Here is a 17,308-nt window from a genome sequence, read left to right on the forward strand (position 1 = left end):
CATCCCGAAATCATTTTGGGTTTTCTCCATTGTGTGACTTAAATTAATTCTTTATACCGAGAATAGAGCCACATTTTAAATAGAGTGTATAGACAATTGCTGGTGTAGTTGAAATATAAATGAGTGAAGGAGAAGTTATGGGGTTTGAAAGTCGTTATGTTGCACATATTCCTGACGCTCAGGGTATAGTCAATTATTCTGCAGAAGAAAACAGAATCTGGAATATATTATTTGAACGACAAATGAAATTATTGCCTGGTAGAGCCTGCGATGAGTTTTTGGCTGGTTTGAATACATTGGGTATAACCGGGAATGCAATTCCCCAGCTCCCAGAAGTAAGTCAAAAATTAAAGGCAAAAACAGGATGGCAGGTAGCCCCTGTCGCTGCATTGATTTCAGCACGGGAGTTCTTTGAACTTTTGTCAAATAAATACTTCCCGGCAGCCACCTTTATTCGTTGTGAAGAAGAATTGGATTATGTGCAGGAGCCTGACATATTTCATGAAATATTTGGTCATTGTCCTATGTTAACGGACAAGGTATATGCGGATTTTATCCATGATTATGCGTGTAAGGTTCTAAGCTTTCCAGAAACCGATTGGCCATTATTGCAACGAATGTTCTGGTTTACAGTTGAGTTTGGTTTGATTAATACAGCAAAAGGCTTAAGAGCCTATGGTGGCGGAATTTTATCGTCCATTAGTGAAACCGTTTACAGTGTAGAAAGTGATATTCCTCTGCGCGTACTTTTTGAGCCTGTTGCAGCATTTCGAATGCCTTATCGGATTGATAGGTTACAGCCAGTGTATTTTGTTATTAATGATTACCAGACCTTATATAATTTTGTTTCGTCTAATATCAATGATTTTTTGGAGCGAACACGACAACTGGGCGAGTATCCTCCGTTTTTTGATGTTGATCCTGATAACCCGAATATCCATATCAGAGCCTGTTAGCAGGAGAAGGAATAGGATGTGTATGTATTGTAATGACAGAAGAGTCTTGTTAACATCATCCAACACACTTTGTTCATTGGCTGGTTGGTCAAGGAGCATCATTTGATTAAAGTATTAATTGTTGATGACCATGCATTGGTTAGAATGGGTATTCGACGATTGCTTGAAGACATGGCGGATGTAGATGTAGTTGCGGATGCTGAGAGCGGTGAGCAGGCCTTGGCATTTGTAAAAACTCATAACCCTGATGTCGTTCTTTTAGATATGAAAATGCCTGGTATTGATGGTTGGGAAGTTACTCGTCGCTTAAAAAAATCAAATCCTCAAATTAAGGTCATTGCGGTGACTGCAATATGCACTGATCCTTTGCCTACTCGCGTTTTGCAATTGGGTGCCATGGGCTATCTGACCAAAGAGTCAGGAGCGGAAGAAATGGCGGCTGCAATTCGTAAGGTAGCTAAAGGCGAAAAATACCTCAGTGCTGAAATTGCTCAGAAAATGGCAATTAATAGCTTGCAGGATGCCCAGGATTCTCCCTTTGACATGTTGTCAGAAAGGGAAATGCAAGTCATGCTAATGATCACCAGCGGTATGAATGTGCAGGATATTGCGGATCGATTGTTTTTAAGCAGTAAAACCATCAATGGCTACAGATATCGTATGTTTGAAAAATTAGGAATAAAAAACGATGTCGAGCTTACCTATCTGGCAATGAAACACCGCGTTATCGAGCATCCTAATGATATAATCCAAGATGATTAAACCGGATAGTCCAGGTACATATTGTGTTGGGTATTGGTTTAATTGAATTTCCAAGTAGCAACAAAGCAACCAAGTATAAGCTATGATGCTATATAATTACCTTATTTTTGTCGTTTATGAATATTAGGCAGTCATCCGCTGAATTAACTTTATTTCTTAGTAAACTACCTGGTGAACCTGGTATTTATCGCATGCTTGATGAATCAGGTACCGTCTTATATGTAGGTAAAGCATCCAATCTTAAAAAAAGAGTGAACAGTTATTTCAGTAAACACACTACCGCAGTAAAAACACGATCTCTGGTCAGTCAAATTGCATCAATTGAAATATCGGTCACAAGAAGTGAGACAGAGGCTTTATTACTGGAAAGTAATCTTATTAAGGCGTTACGGCCAAAATATAATATATTGATGCGTGATGATAAGTCTTATCCCTACATCCATATATCAAATCATCCTGAATTTCCACGCATTGAGAGTTATCGAAGTAAAAAGAAACCCGTATCCGGTAATTTTTATGGTCCCTATCCCAATGGCTCTGCCGTAAAAGAGACCATTTTAACGATACAAAAAGTATTCAAGATTCGAAACTGTCGGGACAGTTATTTTAATGCCCGTTCGCGCCCATGTTTGCAATACCAAATCAAACGATGTACCGCACCTTGTGTCTCTTATATTAGTCCTGAGTCTTATCGTCAATCTGTGGACGATGCCATGCGATTTTTGCAGGGTAAATGTCAGGTGATTTTGGACGAGCTGACGGAGCGTATGGAACATGCTGTTGAGCAACTGAATTTTGAAGCAGCGGCAGTTTTTCGAGATCAGATTAAAAATCTGCGTCTGGTTCAGGAACAGCAAGCAGTGGTTCAGCTTAAGGGGGATGCAGATGTAATTGCTATTGAAGTTCATCCCGGTTTTGCCTGTATTCAGTGCGTTACGATTCGGGAAGGGCAGGTATTAGCCAGTCGTAGTTTCTTTCCTTCAGTTCCACATAAAGGATTGAATGAAGAGTTAGATGTTGAGGATCTATGGCAACAGACCTTTGAGGCTTTTGTTGGATTTTACTACTTGGATTCTATTGATCGAATTCCTGCGTTAATTATTACAAATAAAACACTCTCCGATCACCATTCTTTAGAGGAAGCTCTGACTGAGAAACGGGGCAAAGCATGTACGATCCAAATCAATCCCCGCGGTGTTAAATCTCGATGGATGGATTTTGCTGTCAATAATCTGCGAATCTCAATAGCAGAGTACGTCAGTCAACATTCTACGATTAAATCCAGATATCATGCTTTGGAACAGCTATTATCGCTTGATAAGCACATTGAACGAATGGAGTGTTTTGATATCAGTCATACACAGGGAGAAGCAACAATAGCTTCCTGTGTGGTTTTTGACGCAGAGGGGCCGTGTACTAAAGAATACAGGCGATTTAATATCGAAGGGATTACTCCGGGTGATGATTATGCTGCTATGGAGCAAGCCGTTACACGGAGGTTCAAACGATTGCTAGAAGCCCAATCTTTGCCTGATGTATTGATTATTGATGGTGGGAAAGGGCAGGTTGCAGTGGTTCAGCGTGTTTTATTGTCCTTGAATGTACACGATGTGATTCTCCTGGGCGTTGCGAAGGGACCATCTCGTAAAGCCGGTTGGGAAAAACTGATTTTAGTTAATGAAGATCGAGAGTTTACCTTGCCTGAAGATTCAAAGGCTCTGCATCTATTACAGCATATTCGTGATGAAGCACATCGATTTGCGATTACGGCGCATCGTAAAAAAAGACAAAAAGCCCGATTGGATTCGACTCTTGAGAGCATTGAGGGCGTCGGCGCCAAAAGGCGCCAGGCTTTACTGCACCGATTTGGAGGCTTACGGGAATTGTCCAAAGCATCCGTAGAAGAAATCAGCAAAGTTCAGGGGATTAGTGAACATTTGGCGTTGCGGATTTATCAGTATTTTCATGGATAATCAGGTTATCAAAAATCGTATTAAATTTGTTCAGTAGTGGAGTCTGAGTTTTTTCTAACTCGATTTTTTACTAGGGGCTGTTTACATTTCATTGTATTCAAGCCTACTTTCCGCGACTTGTTCGCGGAATCGATAGATCTTGCGTAAAACAAGAATATATTGCGCCTATAAAGAGTGAATTGGATCCTGCGAACAAGTCGCAGGACGTAGAAACTTGAATTGTCAACAGACCCTAAAAGAGTGTAAGAAAATTACTGTTTAAAATTATCCATCTGATTTAAAAAGAATTTGGTTCCAGGATTACAAATTGCAGCAATCCCCTAGCTGTTTAAGAAGGATATATATATTATTGAATTAATTGTTATTTTTTTGTTGTAAAAAATCCCCAATTTCCTGACACGTTTGGTCAATAACGGTTAAAACTTGTTGATAAAGGGATTCCAATTGTACGCGTTGTCCTGATTTATAATAACGCTCAATAAATTGACATGCCATTTTGAGTCGTACTGTTCCTACATAGACTGCGCCACCTTTAATTTTATGAGCTAAATGTTGCGTTTTGTCCCAATCCAAATTGGTATGAGCTTCTTGTATTAATTGCCTGTCTTTAGGAAGAGTATCTTCAAGCATAAAAGCTAGCATTTTTTCCAGTATCATTTTATTACCAGTAGCTTTAATTCCTTCTTCGAAGTCCAAAATAGGAAAAGGGGATAAGTCAAATAGTGATTGATTTTGTTCATGTACATCAGAGTTCTTCTTCGATGAATTTTTATGTGTAGATAGCTGAGCGTTCCCTGGCATAAATGCTTCTATGATGTCAGCACAATTTTTTGCTGTTAAGGGCTTTGTTAATACCGCATTCATTCCTGCATCAATACATCGTTTTTTATTTTCATCGCCGGCATGAGCGGTTAATGCAATAATTGGAGTATGGATCTTTTTAGTTAATTCATTAACTCGAATAAGATGTGTTATTTCATACCCATCCATATCTGGCAATCCAATGTCCATAAAAATTAAATCGTAGTGGTGCTTTTTCCAGTACTCAATGGCATTTTTCCCTGTTTCAGCGATGTCGGTGGTACAATTTAATTTGGACAAAATAGACTTTGCTACAATTTGAGCAATAGGATTGTCTTCAACAACAAGCACCTGGTGCAAATGTCCTGGATTATTTTGAAAAATAGCCTTTATTTCCTGAGAATGCCTTTGTTCATGAGTGGAATCCTGGAGCTCTTCAATTTCCTTATGGATTCCTAAATTATCATCAAGTAGTGGTTCTTGCAGTGGGATAACACAGGTAAATCGAGAGCCTTTTCCTGATTCACTTTCTACGTAAATTTCACCACCTAATTCATCAATAAATTGCTTGGCCACTGAAAGTCCTAAACCAACCCCTTTATATATGCCTTGATAGGATGGAGTAAGTCGTTTAAATTGAATATAGATTTCCTGTTGTTTGTCTTTGGGAATACCAATACCTGAATCTTCAACGACCAGTTTTATAATTAATTCTCGTTGATGACGTTTAGCAAGAATGACAGAAAGGGTAACATGGCCTGAGTCGGTAAAATTCAGAGCATTGGCTATCAACTCTAATGCTATACGATGAATGCGTACTTTATCACCGATAACGCAATATGGAATGTGCTCATCGAACCTTAGACTAAGAGCTATTTTTTTCTGGGCAGCTTTGGATCGATTTAATTTAATCACATGATTTAAAGTATCCTCCAAGTTAAATTTTTTCTTTAATTTGGGAATCTCCCCTGAGCTTACTTGTATTGCCTCGAGTACCTCATCAAGAAGATCGCGAAGTGCATGGCTGGAAGCTACCAAATTTTCAGAATACTCTTTAATCAAAGGATTATCGGATTCCATTTTGAGTAAATCGGCAAATCCTACAATTCCAGTTAAAGGGGTGCGAATATCGTGGCGCATGTTTTCGAGAAATTCAGTTTTGGCCTTATTGGCTACCTCTGCTTTTTCTTTTTCCTGTAACAAATCTGAAATATCGGTCGATATTCCTGCAACGCCTGAAATAATGCCATTCTTATCAAATAAAGGGACTCTGCTGGTTAAAAAATTAAATACCTGATTTTTTGTTCCAGGAATAGGGGGATCTTCTATTCCATATATGGCGCGCCCTGATTTAATTACCTTTAGGTCATCATTTTTTAATTTTTCGGCCAACCCTTCAGGCCAATGGCATAAGACTGCTAATTCTTCATAACTTTTCCCTTTAAATTCTTCTCTTGATAAATTCAACATATTTAATACATTTTGATTACATCCTACCATAAGGCAGTTTTTATCCATCCAATACACGTTACAAGGCATGTTTTCTATGAGCGCTTCCAGATTATGAATAGTATTTTCTTCTCCCAACTGCTTTTTGTTATTGGTTTGAATTAGAAAATAGCGTTGGTTATTTTCAGTTAATTCATTAATTTCCCAGGTAAGAGATTTGTATTGATAAAATTTAGAGATATTTGAGTCTTCACTACGAGATGCATATTCTTTAACAAAATGGCATAGCCCTGCTTCAAATTTGTTTTGTTGGCATAACTGATTAAAAGAGTGACCTATTGATTCGTTTGCTTCAGGAAGTAGGTTATTTTTTACTTCATCATTCATAAAGACGATATGCAATTCTTCGTTAAGGATAAAAATGTATTCTTCACTATGATTGGCAAAAAATTCCAGAAAAGGGGTATTTAATTTGAACAGTTCCTTAGAATGCACCATAAAGAGTATGTCCTTATAAGTATTATGAAAACTGGCTATTATTTTGATAACATGCTTTAATTGTAGTCGAAAGGGGGCGTAATGGAAAATAAGACTTGCATTTTGATTGGTGATGATAATCTATTAATCGAATGCGCCACGATACTGGTTCAAAGACAGTACACTATCAAGACTGTAATATCCTCATTTGAAGTCATTCAATTTTGGTGTAAGAAAAATAAAATCCCTTGCATATCCTTAGCTCAATATGATTTATCTGAAACACAACCCAGGGTTGATTATCTATTTAGTATAGTGAATGGTCACCTTCTAAACGCCAGGCATCTTCGATGTGTGCGCCATTTTGCCTTTAATTATCATGATTCTTTGCTTCCAGCCTATGCCGGTTTGAATGCAACAACCTGGTCTATCTTAAATAATGAACCTATGCACGGCATCACCTGGCATCTTATGAATGAAAGAATTGATGCTGGCGATATTGTTTATCAAAAATCGTTTTCTTCAGAAAATAACACAGCATTGAGTTTAAATTTAAGGTGTTTTGAGGAGGCGGTCATAGGATTCAATATTCTTTTGGATAACCTGGAATCTAATCAGTTAAAATTTTGGAAGCAATCCGCTGCTGGACGAAGTTATTATGGTAAAGATAAAGTTATTCCTCAATTGGGTTTTATTGATTGGAATACATCTGCTGAATTCATAGTTCGTATGTTTCGGGCACTAGCACATGGCCACTATCCTAATCATGTTGGAACACTTAAGTTGCTCACTCAAACTACTTCGTTAATTATTTCGTCTATGGAACAGACTAATACACACTCAACTCAAGCCAAACCAGGTGAAATCATTGCTGCTGATGAGCAGGGAATAGAATTGGCAACCAGCTGCGGTACCTTATTAATTAAGGAATGTCGCGCTTCTTCAGGAAAAGTAATTACACCTTTAGAATGTGCACAAGAATATGGGATGCAAATTGGATCGCATTTAGCTTGTTTTCAGTTACATGAACTTAATGAGCTGAGTCACTATTATATACAATCGCTAAATCAAGAAGCGTATTGGATAAACGAATTTCGACAGGTTGTTGAACACTCTCTTTTTTCTGAACGTGCTTATGTAAAAAAACAAGAAATGAACCAGTTTGGCTGTATTTCCTTTAAGGGTTTTGATGATGAGTTATTGAGTGTCACTTTCATTGCTACCGTATTGGTTTATTTATATCGGCTCAATGATTATGAGCGCTGTTCATGTTTTTTATTAAAATCACCAGAGCCAGTGGGGGCATATGCTGGACGCTATTTATTTGGAGATAAACTTCCGCTTTCAGTTGATCTCCAAGCAGACAATACTTTTGGTGATACACTGGCGTTTGTAAAAAACAAAGTGGAGTCCTTGACTCAAAGAGCACCGTATCTCATTGATTTATTAGTTCGTTATCCCTCACTTGAAGAGGTATTTATTGAACCTGTTATAACGCTCAGAATATCTCAAGATAACACTCAAACAATTCCTGAATGCTCGGTAATGCATTTTGAATTAAATGAACAAACATCAGAATTGAATCTTTTTCATAAATTAGATTTGGATTATCAACAGGGCGGTTTACAATCCCTGATACACCACGCTCCTGAGCATCTCTCGCAGATACTTCATCTGATTTTAGAAGCCCCAAAGTTACGCATAAATGAATTTGAACTGATTACCCCAATGGAGCGCCGTCATATTTATTTATGGGGATTTGGTGAGAAGCATCAATTGCCTTCTCAATCTATATACTCCATGTTTCACGAACAAGTGAAGAAAAGGCCGAATGCTGCGGCACTTTATTCAGAGCAACAAGTCATTACTTATCATACTTTATGGAATTGGGCAGAATCAGTCGCGAATTTTATAAGGTTATTGAATATTCCTCCACAGACTCCCATGGGCATCTATATGGAGCGTTCAAAAGAGATGCTTCCAGTAATACTTGGAATTTTAAGGGTAGGATGTATTTATGTTCCTTTGGATAGAAAATATCCATTTAAAAAAATCGAACTGATTTTAAAGGAAGCAAAGATTAACTGCATTTTTAGTAACGAAGAGTCTGCTAAAATACTCAATGATCATTTTCAAGATGATGAGTCAGTTAGGATATACCTGACCTCTGATCTCCTCTCTAATAAGCCTTGCGAAAATGCATCCCCTATTGAGGTAATTCCCTTAGAAAAGAACGATATTGCTTATTATATGTTTACCTCTGGTACAACCGGGATCCCTAAAGGCGTGATGATATCTCATCTTAATGTCATTAATTATTGCCACTGGTTTACTCAAACGACCGATTTTAATCAAGATTCCATCATTGATTTTTCCTCCTCCATTGCATTTGATTTATCCATTCCATGTACCTTAGCTCCGTTGATGTATGGTGGGGCTTTAGCGGTATGTTCCGATTATCAGAAGATGAGTCCTGAATTGTATTTGAAGCATTTACAAAAACATAAGATAACGCATACCGAATTAACCCCAGGATATTTGGATCTTTTGTTACAGCACCCAGATGAAATAAAAACACTTCATCATTTAAAATACTTAATGCTTGGGGCTGATACGGTTCATATCGAAGAGGTCAAGAAATGGATGAGCTTATGTCCTGATTGTCACGTAGTGAATGAATACGGTCCAACAGAAACTACCGTTTCAGTTACCTCTTTCCGTGTGCCATCTAACAAGACATTGACCGGTACAGTGGTTCCAATTGGACAGCCTGCCTTCAATAGTTCGTGCTACATAGTCGATAAATTTATGAATTTATGTCCTATCGGTATGAAAGGAGAGTTATGTATTGGAGGGTATCAGGTTTCCTTGGGTTATCTTAATAAACCCGATCTAACCTGTAAAAAATTTATTGAAGTGTCCTTTAATGGTAAAGATAGAGTATATAAAACAGGGGATTTAGTGAGTTGGTTACCTGATGGTGTAGTGCAGTTTTTTGGACGAAACGACCACCAGGTTAAATTGCATGGTTATCGGATAGAGTTGGCTGCAATAGAATCTATCTTGATGAAGCATGAGCACATATCTCAAGCGGTAGTGGTGATTTGCAATGAAAATACAAATAATAAAATGTTGCGAGCCTATTTGGTAAGCGAAGATAAGTTGCTTACTGTTAAACAGTTGAAGCACTTCTTATCGGAGTATTTACCTTCATACATGCATCCAAAAGAATATTATCTGGTTGATTTTATCCCTCTTAAAGAAAACGAAAAGATTAATTTTGATGTACTTGAAAAGCAATCTGGCAGGGTGGTGTCTTATGATCTCATTCAAAATGATACCTTAATGACTGAAATGGAGCGTCTATGCCTTGAATGTTGGAAAGAATCATTTCATATGAAAGATATTCACCTAGATGATGATTTTTTTTCAATAGGAGGTGATTCCTTAACCGCATTGCATATTATGGGGCAACTAAAAAGACTGATTTCAGTAGAAATTCATTTATCTTTATTGTTTCAGTTTCCAACGGTGCGCTCATTAGCCTCATATCTGGATGATAGATTAAATGAGCAGGAACACTCTGAAATATCTCATCTGAGAACTCAGAATAATTCACCACTTATCAAGTTGTCTTGTGGAGCACATAAAATACCGCTTATTTTGGTTCATCCAATTGGAGGCAGCGTATTTTGGTATCAACAATTAGCACAAGAATTACAGGGAGATTTAACGGTTTATGGAATAGAGGATCCTCGTCTTAATGATTCTAATATTAAATTTTCGTCGCTTGAAGAGATGGCAACATATTATGTTGAATGCATTGCTCATAAGTACTCTGGAAAGAGAATCTGTCTTGGCGGAGCATCCTTTGGCGCAAATTTAGCTTTTGCTATGGCTCATCACATGAAAACACGGGGAATGGACATACAATTTTTAGGTATATTTGATGGGTGGCTACACTATCCATCTACTTTGATGCAACATAATACACTAGATATGCTTACCCATAAAATTTCTGACCTGCCATCAGACGAATTATTCCGCTTGACTGCTTTAGAAGAATACAGAAGGAATTTATTACTCAGCTATAAACCTTCCCCTATAGATTGTGATGCCATCTTGTTCAAGGCCAATGAGTTATGGCCGCAATTTGCAACGGTAGATTCGTTTGATAATGGGTGGAAAAAGATTATAAGTGGTCAACTTGAAGTGAATTTGGTTCCTGGAACTCATGAAACCATGTTTTTTGCCCCTCACGTTAAATACCTAGCAGAATTAGTGAAAAAAATAATCTACGAGACCTAAATTCTGTGAATGAATTTTTAATTCGTTACAAATAAGTCATCTTTGCGAAGGAAGTGAAGCAGTACAACATGTTAGCGAAGATTCGATTTACTTCGCTAACGCTTGCAATGACATTTCTTTATGTAATAAATAAATTTTATTCAAGGAAATATATTTTTTGAACCGCTACATAAAATTTTGAGCTGGCCAGAAAAATTATTATTCCTAATGGCGGGCATCTCAACGAGGCTGCTGGTTATACTTCATTCCCCCAGTTACTTATTCATTTAAAATCATTATTAAGAATAGATAGTGGCGAATTTCATTAAAAAAAGTTCACCATGACATGGTCTGATAGAGTGGATTAGGTGAAATGATGCTCTTACTTGTCAGAATTGGTTAAGAATAACAACGTTTATTTTTTATCCCAAGGAATAAGCCAAAGAGCATCAAAGTTTATCAGGTCATTTTCAACGTACAAAAGAACATACTTTTTGAAAACTCAGAACATTGTTGTGTTAACGTGGGCTGTCATTAATCTGTTTTAAATCGTGTTGAGCTTGTTCTTCAGCAGCTTCATCAAAAACAGGACCATTATTGTATTTGTTTTCTGGTAAAGGATTAAAGAAGTTCAGTAAGCTGCCAATGATATGCCCAAAGACATTATCCGAGGAAGTAAAGCGTTTTACTTGGCTTACTGGTTCATCAACAGAGATTAAAATTTTATCAACATAGGTATGGCAATCATTGATGCCTACTTCGTAGAGATTATAAAATTTAACGAGATTATCGAGGCGGAGTTCATATTGATCTTGTAAAATTCTGTGCATGGCAAGCATTTTGATTAATTGTTCTCCAGTGGTTTCTCTGGATTCGCGTTGGGAGAATTCAGTTACTTCATTGGATGGTATTCCCATTTCAATCAGTTTAGGCTTATCAAGAACATCATTTATAGTGAATTTGATAAAACTATGATGCCCAAGAGTACCTTTTAATTTGGGGCTAAAAAATTCAGCCTCAATTCCCAAAATTTCATAGCGTTGTTTTGTTTTCAAGAACTCGTTGAATCGCTCTGAATCACCAGAAAAATAGTCATTCAGAACCTCATCTTTTATTTCATTCATGTAATCATGGTTTACCGAGGTCATTAGAGATTCAAAAGAAGTTTCCAGTTTCCTGACTGTATGGCGGATAAGTCGAGTTTCACTCTCTTTAAGCAGCGAGTGGGGGGCGCGATTACCCAGCACAAAGCCAACCAATAATCCGGTGAATGCTCCTATAAATAAACCTGTAGGCAAACGGAAATTGAAAATATCACTGATGGTTAGCGAAATAGAACCTACCACCGCGCCAAACACCCCGGTAATTAATCCAATGATAAAGCCGCCGAGCTTCAATAGAGCTTGTTTGGATTGATACAAGATACCATGAGCACCGGTTTCTTTAAGTAAGGCATTGTAATTTTTAGAAATTTGTTTTAAGGCTTCAAATTGTTCTTTTAAGGGGATTTCAGGATTTTTTAAGTCGTTTATATTTTTGATGAGTGAAATTAAGTGGCGTGCAATAGGTTCAATATCTTCAGGGGAACGCTCTGATTTTACGAGATGTTCAAAAAGAGGTAATAAATAATATTTACCTTCGAATTCATGACAATGATCAATTAATTCTTTTAATTTGTTTTGCGTTTCAAAGAATAATGCCACGGTATAGTTCCTTACTCAAATTACATTAATTAATTTTTTATGAACCTGAAACAATCCTGTGGCATAGCCTCCCAACAGGATTGATTCTTAATTCAAATTTATCTATTTAATCGACACTCACTCGTTGCTAGGCTTGGAACTGGAGTTGGTGAATGTTCTGTCTTCTCAAATAAACCAAGTCCTGGTGTATGAACTGGCTCATTGCCCGCTTCAGTTGGATTGACCTTGGGTTGAGTCGCTACAGGAACATGTTTAGGTTCTTCTTTAAGGGAAATGGTTCTGTTGGTAGTCAGGCCAAAAACGATGGCAGTCATACAGTTTTTCTCAAGCGATTCAATGAGGTTTTTGGTCTGACTGTAAAAAAGGCCTGCATACACTATGTCTTTTTTCAAGTGGATGTCTTTTACAGCATCTCTGAATTGATTCGTATCAAAAATATCATTTTGAAAACACGCTAAAACCTGTTGGAGTGCCTTGATTTTTTCCTGTTTTCTTCTTGGGAAAAATAATCCCCAAAAGCCAGTTAAATTGGACTCGAGATTTTTGATGTGTTGTTCCACGTTTTTTCGAGTCGTGTGTAACAGGCCTGGCAATTCTTTTTCAAATGTATTTTTTTGAATTTCCAGAAGTTCTCCACGGGATTTTTGTAATTGTGCTCCAGTTTCCAACCAGGAGGAATCATTGAGCTTTCCATCTTCCGAGCCTAAAAAGGTCATCATCCCAAATACGCTCTCCCGCATTGATATGGAGTTTTGCGATTGAAATGCTTTTTTCAACCCGTAGTGATTGAAGGAGTATTGTTGAATGAAATGATCAAAATCAATGGAATTAAAAACATAACCGTTGAATAAGAATTTCGCAATTGCTATTGGTCCAGTGGTACAGACTACTATAGACTTCAGATACAGGGTACGTTCCTTTTTCATGAGGTAAGCCAATAGTTTCTCATCAGACTGTTGCAGCGCCCCTTTAATTTCATAGTATTCATTTCTAAAGAATAACCATTTAAAGAATCCAAGCTGATCCTTTAATTCCTTTCTTAATCGTTGCGTTACAGATTGATGCGTTTCGTCTGCAGAAACTTTGTTGAAATCAAGAAATTTGATTGGATCATTCATTATTTCATTAATGTATTTTCTTAGTTCTCGTGAGGATGGTTCTTCTCCTTGGGTAAATATATTTTTAGAGCGAGCGATGTAAATCGACTCGGATCGATTTCTCATAAAACTGATTAGGTATTTATTTAAATAACTTCCCCTGCCAAACTCTTCTTCTGTATTTTCAATAAAATCATTGGTGTATTGACTTAATACCTGAATTATTCCTTGTTGCACTTTTTCGATTTCTTCTTGCGCAGCATTGGGATCAGCTATGGCAATGTAATCATTGTTAGATAAAATGATGTCTTTATTTCGGATTCGTAAACTGCCGATATTCAATAACAGCGGTGCTTTAACGCTAATTCGTGCAGGGAGTTTTGACGTATCGACAGGGACATCAAAATCGGTATATGTCCCTAGAGAATAAACAGGTGATAACCATCTGAGTATGTCGCTGGCAACAGCAAGGTTTCCACCTTCATTGAGATGAGTAATCTCATCTCTATAAAATTCATATAATTTTTTTTCATTTTCTGTTGTCAGGTTCTCAGGAAATTGATGCGCATCAACGGGGGTAATTCGATGTTCTGCACAGAAGCGGTATAAATTTTTGATCGCTTGTTCGTTTAGCAAGGAGGAATCATAAATCAGGCTAATTGAATCAGTGGGGTTTTTTTCACGCATGCTGATTAATCGCATCTGATTCTCAGTATTCATAAAAATACCGGGTTTGTTACTCAGCCAAATTTTGACATGAAGATGAGGATTATATTGATACACTTTCTTTGCGGAATCTGACATGGTGGACATCCTGAGTGCTAAAAGAGCAAATTAAAGACAATTGTTTGAATATGATACATTAGAAATCTTAATAAATTATTAAATGAGGCAAAAATTAAAATCAGTCAGGACGTTTTCAGAGGATGACTATTCATCATCGAACACTTGAAATTAAAAGCCTTTGATGTGGTGCCACGAAATGGTTGGTCATCGGGCAAATGCAGTTATGGCTTGTTTATTGTTTATGGGGACTAATCTCTTGTTTCATTGAGAATAGACGACAATTACCATACTTCCTTGGGGGAGGCGCAAAATTGCCGCTTGAGAACAGAATTTGCCGGGTCAAGTGACATCATGTGAATAGATCAAGCAGCATCGATGCATTGATAATGTGCCAGCACGTTGGGATTTTTTTAAAATGCCTCTGATTATTTATTAGAAGAGGAATGCGTATTAATGTATTTTTGCAGTTCTGAAAAAGGAATTGGCTTAGAGTAATAAAAACCTTGAGCGTATTGGCATCCAGTGGATTTAATCATTTCATGTTGTTGTTCTGTTTCAATTCCTTTCTGGAGGCATTGAATATTAAGATCTTTGGCTAATTGAACTATCCCTTTCAGTAGCATTCGGATTTTTGAGGTTTTTCCAATCCCTGTCAGTAATTGTTGATCCAGTTTCAGGTAATCCAGGGGTAATGATAATAGTTTGGGAAGGGACACTTGGGGGCTGCCAAAGTTATCGAGGCATATTTTGATCTCGCTTTGATGTATCTTTCTCAGTGATTTGGATATTTTATTGAAATGGGGGGCAATAATTCGCTCTGAAATGTCCAGTATAATTTGATTGTTAGGGATGTTGAATTGTTTTAAATTATCATTTAACGAATCCAGGAATCGAGGATCGTTTAATTGAGAGAATGAAATATTGATGGATAATTTTCCATCAAATTTGGATGCGAGAATGGAACGGTAATCCTGTAATGATTGTTCGATTAACCATTGGCTAATGAGATGAATACATCCGGTGTGTTCTGCTACCGGGATGAACTCCCCAGGCAGGATTAGGCCTTCTTGTGGATGATGCCAGCGTAATAAGGCCTCAAAACCTACCACTTTATTCGCGATAATATCTATTTGTGGCTGGTAATCAATGTACAACTCATTTTTTGCAACCGCTGATTTGAGTTCTTTTTTAATGACCTCATTGCGTTTATTTTGAATAAAATGCAAGGATCTCGAAAAAACAGCAAAATTATTTTTCCCTGCTTTTTTCGCCTGATACATCGCCAGATCCGCATGTTTTAACAGATCGCTAGGGCTTTCACCGCTATCGGGATAAAGCGCTATCCCGATACTGGCGGATATTTTCATTTGATACTCGCCAAATTGAAAACTTCTGGACAGCACCGTTATGATTTTATCTGCAATTGCCTCAGCTGAATCGATCGTTGCATGGTGTATTAATACGATAAATTCATCCCCACCTATACGAGCAATAAAATCGTTCTTTCTGATACAACGCACCATACGTTTTGTTGCTGCCTTCAACAGTTTGTCACCAATGGGATGTCCCATGGTATCGTTAATTATTTTAAAATTATCCAGATCAATCAGAAGCAATCCCAGATTTTTCCCTTTAAGTTGATGCTCGTAGATATTTTCGATCAGTTGTTCCTCAAAATATTGCCTGTTGGCTATTTGAGTCAGGGTGTCATAACGAGCTAAATTCAGCATGCTTTGTTCGGTTGATTTAAGCTGGGTAATATCAGTTCCGTAAATGTTGATTTGCTTGAATTCCGCTATCCAAATCAGTGTGAATAAATAGATTTTAGAATCTGCCTCAAGTTCTATTCGTATCACCTGATTGGTGTCTCGAGCCCTGTGGGCTTCGTTCAGCAATGATTTAGGTATACCTGAATGTAGTTCTTTCCAATGATTTAATATTATTTTTCCTTGATTGTTAGCAAAAATGACCTCTCCAGACGGTAGAATTCTTATAACCGGATTTGGATCCTGCTTGGGAATACTGGCTAAAAATTGCAAGCGTCTTTGGTTTAATAAACGTTCAATTTCTAAATTAATTCTACCCAGGAATAAGCGAAATAGCGTGTCATGCAGGCTGTTCATTTCTAAATTTCGGATGGTGAGAATACTGAGCAGCCCGACTACATCATTGTGGGTATTGATAATTGGCCCAGCCAGATAGGAATGTGCTTTCATTTCATTTAATAGATTATCATTGGGAAATTGCTGTTGAATGTCATTAAAATGGCAGACGGCTTTTTGCGATATCACTTGGTTACAAGGAGATTCAATGAGAGAGTAACTTATATTCTCTTCTTTTTTGCCAAAAGCATAGTAACTGACAGTATGAGCTATGCCATGACTATCAACCAGACATACTGAAGCATAATCAGCCGAGAAGGCATCGCTTATTATTTTCAGGATGTCGTCAAAAATAGCATTTTCTTCGCTGTGATTGCTTATTTGGGCCAAAGACCATAAAACCCACTCAATTATTTTCTCTTGTAAAATATTATTAAGCCGCGCAAAAATAACAGAAGTTCCGTGTAATTCTGTTTTATTTATCATAATATTATAAGCAGTGATCGGTTTTTGGGAGATACGCTCAATCCAGGTGAAATGTTGCGTGATTCCTTCTTTAGCTAGCTGAAAGAATTTACGCGCTGTAATAAATTGCCGTTTACGAGAATAGGTATTCAGTTTAAATTGGTTCCAGAACAATTGATTTATGAGTTTGTTATGGTCTTGTCCAAATACCCTGGCTGCTTCTTCATTCATGGCAATGACTTTTCCCTGCATGTCAAAAGCAATAATGCCATCTTGCGTTGTGCCTATTAATTTTTTAATAGAGTGCTCCAGCGCAGACGTATTGATTCTTTTGCTCAATGTAGGTGTTTCATAATGATTACTTGGACTATCCATATCTTTTATCCAATCAGTGCTAACTTAAATATAGACATAAATTATAAATTTTGTATTAGGTCTAAACTTATTATT

At 37.3% G+C, this 17,308-nt stretch carries 8 protein-coding genes; 4 read left to right on the forward strand and 4 right to left on the reverse strand.

The window, feature by feature from the left end:
- The first annotated feature begins 137 nt into the window (after window positions 1–137).
- From phhA to uvrC, 3 genes are all read left to right on the forward strand, one after another.
- Window positions 138–956: a phenylalanine 4-monooxygenase gene (phhA, locus tag G543_RS0102575; RefSeq protein WP_028383137.1), complete on the forward strand. Its 819-nt coding sequence runs from the start codon at window positions 138–140 to the stop codon at window positions 954–956.
- Between the two features lie 102 nt (window positions 957–1,058).
- Window positions 1,059–1,718 (forward strand): two-component system response regulator LetA, encoded by a 660-nt coding sequence (letA, locus tag G543_RS0102580; RefSeq protein ID WP_028383138.1) that lies wholly within the window; start codon window positions 1,059–1,061, stop codon window positions 1,716–1,718.
- A gap of 116 nt (window positions 1,719–1,834) precedes the next feature.
- A complete protein-coding gene (gene uvrC, locus G543_RS0102585; protein ID WP_028383139.1) occupies window positions 1,835–3,691 on the forward strand; it encodes an excinuclease ABC subunit UvrC in 1,857 nt (618 codons plus the stop codon).
- 354 nt (window positions 3,692–4,045) lie between these two features.
- Here the strand turns inward: uvrC and G543_RS16910 are convergent, their stop codons facing one another.
- On the reverse strand, window positions 4,046–6,439 hold the full coding sequence (locus tag G543_RS16910) for a PAS domain-containing sensor histidine kinase (RefSeq protein ID WP_115343450.1): 2,394 nt from the start codon (window positions 6,437–6,439) through the stop codon (window positions 4,046–4,048).
- Between the two features lie 81 nt (window positions 6,440–6,520).
- Here G543_RS16910 and G543_RS0102595 point away from each other — a divergent pair, with 81 nt between their 5' ends.
- Complete coding sequence (locus tag G543_RS0102595; protein WP_028383140.1) at window positions 6,521–10,726, forward strand: amino acid adenylation domain-containing protein; 4,206 nt, start codon at window positions 6,521–6,523, stop codon at window positions 10,724–10,726.
- A gap of 497 nt (window positions 10,727–11,223) precedes the next feature.
- Here the strand turns inward: G543_RS0102595 and G543_RS0102600 are convergent, their stop codons facing one another.
- The 3 genes from G543_RS0102600 to G543_RS0102610 all read right to left on the reverse strand — a co-directional run bounded on the left by G543_RS0102600 (window position 11,224) and on the right by G543_RS0102610 (window position 17,233).
- Window positions 11,224–12,408: a hypothetical protein gene (locus tag G543_RS0102600; RefSeq protein ID WP_028383141.1), complete on the reverse strand. Its 1,185-nt coding sequence runs from the start codon at window positions 12,406–12,408 to the stop codon at window positions 11,224–11,226.
- Window positions 12,409–12,506: 98 nt separating this feature from the next.
- Window positions 12,507–14,309 carry a glycosyltransferase family 88 protein gene (locus G543_RS16915; protein ID WP_115343451.1) on the reverse strand — a complete coding sequence of 601 codons (1,803 nt, stop codon included), beginning with the start codon at window positions 14,307–14,309 and terminating at the stop codon, window positions 12,507–12,509.
- A 407-nt stretch (window positions 14,310–14,716) separates the two neighbouring features.
- On the reverse strand, window positions 14,717–17,233 hold the full coding sequence (locus G543_RS0102610) for an EAL domain-containing protein (RefSeq protein WP_028383142.1): 2,517 nt from the start codon (window positions 17,231–17,233) through the stop codon (window positions 14,717–14,719).
- Between the last annotated feature and the right edge of the window lie 75 nt (window positions 17,234–17,308).

This window comes from Legionella moravica DSM 19234, assembly GCF_000423305.1.
Taxonomy (GTDB): domain Bacteria; phylum Pseudomonadota; class Gammaproteobacteria; order Legionellales; family Legionellaceae; genus Legionella; species Legionella moravica.